At 70.1% G+C, this 5,083-nt stretch carries 7 protein-coding genes; 6 read left to right on the top strand and 1 reads right to left on the bottom strand.

Annotated features, from left to right (window positions below; all coding sequences use genetic code 11):
* The 6 genes from IJH84_RS17690 to IJH84_RS17665 all read left to right on the top strand — a co-directional run.
* A partial coding sequence (locus IJH84_RS17690) for an EAL domain-containing protein (RefSeq protein ID WP_295146424.1) occupies positions 1 to 669 on the top strand: 669 nt, incomplete at its 5' end.
* Positions 670 to 837: 168 nt separating this feature from the next.
* The gene (locus IJH84_RS17685; RefSeq protein WP_295146422.1) at positions 838 to 1,923 is read left to right on the top strand and encodes an ABC transporter ATP-binding protein; all 1,086 of its coding nucleotides are present in this window, start codon (positions 838 to 840) and stop codon (positions 1,921 to 1,923) included.
* The gene (locus IJH84_RS17680) at positions 1,920 to 2,588 is read left to right on the top strand and encodes an ABC transporter permease (RefSeq protein WP_295146420.1); all 669 of its coding nucleotides are present in this window, start codon (positions 1,920 to 1,922) and stop codon (positions 2,586 to 2,588) included. Before IJH84_RS17685 ends, IJH84_RS17680 begins: the two co-directional genes overlap by 4 nt.
* Positions 2,558 to 3,271 (top strand): ABC transporter permease, encoded by a 714-nt coding sequence (locus IJH84_RS17675; RefSeq protein WP_295146417.1) that lies wholly within the window; start codon positions 2,558 to 2,560, stop codon positions 3,269 to 3,271. The genes IJH84_RS17680 and IJH84_RS17675 overlap by 31 nt, the downstream gene beginning before the upstream one ends.
* Before the next feature lie 44 nt (positions 3,272 to 3,315).
* Positions 3,316 to 4,182 (top strand): ABC transporter substrate-binding protein, encoded by an 867-nt coding sequence (locus IJH84_RS17670; RefSeq protein WP_295146415.1) that lies wholly within the window; start codon positions 3,316 to 3,318, stop codon positions 4,180 to 4,182.
* 256 nt (positions 4,183 to 4,438) lie between these two features.
* Positions 4,439 to 4,708: a hypothetical protein gene (locus IJH84_RS17665; RefSeq protein ID WP_200073211.1), complete on the top strand. Its 270-nt coding sequence runs from the start codon at positions 4,439 to 4,441 to the stop codon at positions 4,706 to 4,708.
* Positions 4,709 to 4,823: 115 nt separating this feature from the next.
* On the opposite strand, the gene IJH84_RS17660 is transcribed toward IJH84_RS17665, so the two are convergent.
* On the bottom strand, positions 4,824 to 5,083 hold a 260-nt coding region (locus IJH84_RS17660; protein ID WP_295146412.1), incomplete at its 5' end, for an IclR family transcriptional regulator C-terminal domain-containing protein.

Raw genomic sequence — 5,083 nt, 5'->3', positions numbered from 1 at the left:
TGGCCGCATCCGGACCGCGGCCTGCTCAGCCCGGATGCTTTCCTGCCGGTGGCCGAGCAGGGCGACCTGCTGCGCGAGCTGGACCGCTGGGTGCTGCGCACCGCGCTGCGGGAGGCCGCGAGCTGGCCCGCGCAGGGCGGGCGCGAGGTCGGCATCGCAGTGAACCTGGCCGGGCTGGTGCCCGGTGGTGCGGACTTCGTCGACGTCGTCGCGGACACCGTCGCGGAGTGCGGCGTGGCCTGGGACCGCGTGGTGCTGGAGCTGGTGGAGACGGCGCTGGTGGATCTGCCGTCGCGGACCCGGCAGGCGATGGGCGAACTGGTGGACCGCGGGGTGCGGTTCGCGGTGGACGACTTCGGCACCGGCTACTCGTCGCTGGCCCGGCTGAAGGACCTGCCAGCGCAGATCATCAAGGTGGACCGGCGGTTCGTGGCCGGTGTCGGCGGCGACCCGTCGGATTTCGCGGTGGCGCAGGCCGTGGTCGGCATGGCGCGTGCGATGGGCCGCCGCTGCGTGGCCGAGGGCGTGGAGACGGCCACCCAGTTCCACGTGCTGTCCGGGGTCGGCGTGGATGCTTACCAGGGCTACCTGTTCTCCAAGCCGGTGCCGCCGCGGGAGTTGCGCGCCATGTTGGCGGCCGGGCCGCTGCCGTTCGCCGAGGGGAAGTGAGCCCGCCCCGCAGAGTTGCTCCCGGATCGTGGGAACTGGCTGCTGACCACGCCCGCTGAAGATCACACAACCGTCTTGGATCATCGCAAGATTCCGACGTCCGGGTTAAGGTCGGCCGGGTTTGCGGCGGTCGGCGAGTGACTGTCGGTGATCAGCGAGGGGGCTCGGTTGATCGAGTTCCGGTCGGTGCGCAAGGCGTACCCGGACGGCACGGTCGCCGTCGAGGACGTGGACCTGACCGTGCGCGCAGGCACGATCACCGCGCTCGTCGGCCCGTCCGGCTGCGGCAAGACCACGCTGCTGCGCATGGTCAACCGGATGATCGAGCCGACGTCCGGCAACGTGCTCGTGGACGGTCAGGACGTGCGCGACGCCGATCCCGCGGTGCTGCGGCGCGGCATCGGCTACGTCATCCAGCAGGCCGGTCTCTTCCCGCACCGCACCGTGTTGGACAACGTCGGGACGGTGCCGCGGTTGTTCCGCAACAGCCGGCGCGCCACCCGGGACCGGGCGCGCGAGCTGCTCGAGCTGGTCGGCCTGCCGGTGTCGTTGGCCGACCGGTACCCCGCGCAGCTCTCCGGTGGTCAGCAGCAGCGGGTCGGGGTGGCCCGCGCGCTCGCCGCCGACCCGCCGGTGCTGCTGATGGACGAGCCGTTCAGCGCGGTCGACCCGGTCGTGCGCGAAGGACTGCAGGAGGAGCTGCTGCGGTTGCAGGGCGAGCTCGGCAAGACGGTCCTGTTCGTCACGCACGACATCGACGAGGCCGTGCGGCTCGGCGATCAAGTGGCGGTGCTGCGAACCGGCGGACATGTGGCGCAGTACGCCGAACCCGACGAGTTGCTGGCCGAGCCCGCGGACGACTTCGTCACCTCGTTCATCGGCCGTGATCGCGGCTACCGGCGGTTGTCGTTCGTGGACGGTTCGGTGGTGCCGGACGAAGTGGCCACGGTGACCCTCGGCGACCGCAGCAGCGCCGATGGCTGGGTACTGGCGCTGGACGGTGACCGCAGGCCGCGCGGCTGGCTGGCCCCGGACGCTGAGGTCACCGGTCCGGTCACCGAAGATCGGCTGCTTGCCGGCGGATCGCTGCACACGACGGGAACACCGCTGCGCGGCGCGCTCGACGCCGCGCTGTCGTCGCCGTCCGGGCTGGGCGTGGTCGTCGACGACCGCGGCGGCTACGTCGGCGTGGTCACCGCGCAGCAAGTCCTCGACGAGATTGAGCGCAGCCGCAGGCAGCGGGTAGCGCCGTGATCGACGAGCTGGCGCACTACTTCTCCAGCCCGAGCAACCGCGAGGTGCTGCTGAGCTCGCTCGGGCAGCACGCGTACCTCGCGTTGATCCCGCTGGTGATCGGCGCGCTGATCGCGCTGCCCCTCGGACGTTTCGCGCAACGGAACCCGCGAGTGCGGGGCGTGCTGCTGGGTTCGGCCAACGTGCTGTACACGGTTCCTTCGCTGGCGCTGTTCGTGATCCTGCCCGCGGTGCTCGGGACCGGAGCGACCGCGTCGATCAACGTGGTCGTGGCGCTGACCATCTACAACGCGGCGCTGCTGGTCCGGCCGGTGATGGACGGGCTCGGCTCGGTGCCCGGCCACGTCGTCACCGCCGCGACCGCGTTGGGCTACCGGCCGCGGCGCCGATTCTTCGCCGTCGAACTCCCGCTGGCGGTGCCGGTGCTGGCCACCTCGTTGCGGGTCGCTTCGGTCAGCAACGTGAGCCTGGTCAGCGTCGGCGCGCTGATCGGCATCGGCGGGCTGGGGCGGCTGTTCACCGACGGATTCCAGCGCGACTACCTCACTCCGATCCTGCTGGGCGTGGTGCTGACGCTGCTGCTGGCGATGGTCGGTGACCTGTTGATCGTCGCGCTGCGCAGGGCGTTGACACCGTGGCAGCGAGCCGGGGGGCGAGCAGCTTGATCATCGAGGAACTGCTCGGCTGGCTGGCCGACCCCGCGCACTGGTTCTCCTCCGACGGGCTGCTGCTGCAGTGCCTGCTGCACCTGTACTACTGCGTCGTTTCGGTGCTGGCGGCTTCGATCATCGGGGTGCCGATCGGCCTCTGCATCGGGCACACCGGCCGCGGCGGCGCGTCCGCGGTCGTGCTGACCAACTCGATGCGGGCGCTGCCCACGCTGGGCCTGGTCACGCTGTTCGTCCTGCTCGCCGGGATCGGGGTGCTGCCGACGCTGGCCGGGTTGGTGATCCTGGCCATCCCCGCGGTGCTGTCCGGCGCCTACGCCGGGGTGCAGAGCGTGCCGCCGGAGGTGCGGGACGCCGCCAAGGGCATGGGCATGACGTCGTTGCAGCAGTTGTGGCAGGTGGAGCTGCCGAATGCGGCGCCGCTGCTGTTCGGCGGTGTCCGGACCGCGATGCTGCAGGTCGTGGCCACCGCGTCGGTGGCGGCGTACGTGGGCCTCGGCGGGCTCGGCGCCATCCTGCTGGAAGGCATCAAGGTCTACGACTACGGGCAGACGCTGGCCGCGGCCCTGTTCATCGCGCTGCTCGCGGTCGTGCTGGACGCACTGCTCGCGGGGATGTCGAAGCTGCTGACTCCGAAGGGCCTGCGCGCGAAGCGGCGGGTTCCGGCCGGCGTGGCATGAAGTCGTCCGGATCGGCACGGATTGGGGAGTGCGCCGTGAGGCGGATGAGCGCTGTGGTCCTGTCCCTGCTGGTGGTGCTCGGCCTGGCGGGCTGCGGCGGCGATCCGTTCCAGGCGGGCGACGGCACCGATGGTGCGCTGGTGGTCGGCTCGGCCGACTTCGCCGAAAGCGAACTCGTCATGGAGATCTACGCGGCGGCGCTGCGCGGCACCGGTGCCGAGGTGGAGACCAAACCCCGCATCGGCGCGCGGGAGTCCTACGTCAACGCCGCGGCACAGGGCGAGCTGACCGTGATCCCGGACTACACCGGCAACCTGCTGCAGTACCTGGACCCGCAGAGCACGGCGACGGAGTCGGAGCAGGTCTACGACGAAGTCAAGCGCAGGCTCCCGCCGGGGTTGGACGTGCTGGAGCAGTCGCCTGCCGAGGACTCCGACGTGCTCACCGTGACCAGGCGAACCGCCGAGAGCGGCGTGCGCTCGATGGCCGACCTGGGGCCGCGTTGCGGGCAGTTCACCCTGGGCGCGCCCGCGGAGTGGAAGTCGCGGTGGGAGCAGCGCATCGGCGAGGTCTACGGCTGCCGGTTCCAAGAGATCCGGAACCTGGAGGCGGGCTCGGTCACCGTGGACGCGCTCGTCGAGGACACCATCCAGGTCGCGAACCTGTTCACCACGTCTTCGCAGATCAGCGAGAACGACCTGGTCGAGCTCGACGACCCGGCGGACATGTTCCCGGCGCAGCACGTGGTGCCGCTGATCGGCCGCAACCGGCTGACGCCGCCGCAGGCCGATGCGTTGAACCGGGCGTCGCGGGCGCTGACGACCGAGAAGCTCACCGAGCTCAACCGGCGGCTGGAGGTGGACAAGGCGAACCCGGCCGATCTGGCGCGGGAGTTCGTCGCCGGGATCTGATGGAGTGGAAGTTTCCAGTGTGCTGACAGATGTGATTCCCTTTCGGGACGTTCAGCTGTACCTGAGTAGTGCGAGAGAACTGCTCACGCTCAGTCATACAAGCAACCATAGTGGGGAAGTATCTTCACTTTCGCGCTACTGAGGGTGCTCCAGCGCGGCGCGAGTGCGATTGTTTCCTCGCCGATCGACGAGGGGTTCTGAAGCAGGGCATCGGGATCGGTTGAATCAGATTCAGAAACAACGAGGGGAAATTCGCATGCGTAATTCTGCTCGGATGCTGGGTGCGACCGCTGTCGCCGCCATGGCGCTGATGGGCGCTGCTCCGGCCGCGCTCGCCGCTGACGGCGGCAAGGACCCGTTGGTCGGCGCCGAGTCCGGCGACGGCGGCGAGGGTGGCGCCGGCGGCATCGGCGTCAACCTGATTTGCGGCATCGGTGTCCTCGGCACCGGTAGCTGCGACGCGGCCAACGGTGGGGACGGCGGCGACTCGACCGCCGCGAACCCGATCGGGAACACCCAGGGCTGAGTCGCCCGGTCTTTCCGCCGCGGGAAAGAAAGTGCCCGGTCCTCCTGCGAGGAGGACCGGGCACTTCTGCGTGTGCGGATAATCGTTTTCAAAACAATTTCGGATATTGCGCGGTTCAGCGGTGGCCGTGCACCTGCTCGCTGAGTTCTTCGGCGGTGCGGCGCACTTCCGCGGCGAGCTCCGGCCACGTCCGTCCGCAGGCGGCCGCCGATTCTTCGCAGACGTGCCGGAAGGTCACGCTGATCGCGGCGGCGGGCCAGCGCTGCGCCCCGGAGACGGCACCGGCCACCGAAGCGAAGTCCGCCGTCACGTGCCCGTCCTCGACGGCCCAGCCGAGCTCGCGCATGCGGATCGAGAACGACATGCCCGCGATGC

The organism is Saccharopolyspora sp., from assembly GCF_017434145.1.
Classification (GTDB): Bacteria; Actinomycetota; Actinomycetes; order Mycobacteriales; family Pseudonocardiaceae; genus Saccharopolyspora_C; species Saccharopolyspora_C galaxeae.
This window is presented reverse-complemented; position numbering and strand designations above follow the sequence as displayed.

Coding starts and splice junctions, on each gene's coding strand:
- IJH84_RS17670 (WP_295146415.1), top strand. CDS start 3,316: ATGAGCGCTGTGGTCCTGTCCCTGCTGGTGGTGCTCGGCCTGGCGGGC.
- IJH84_RS17665 (WP_200073211.1), top strand. CDS start 4,439: ATGCGTAATTCTGCTCGGATGCTGGGTGCGACCGCTGTCGCCGCCATG.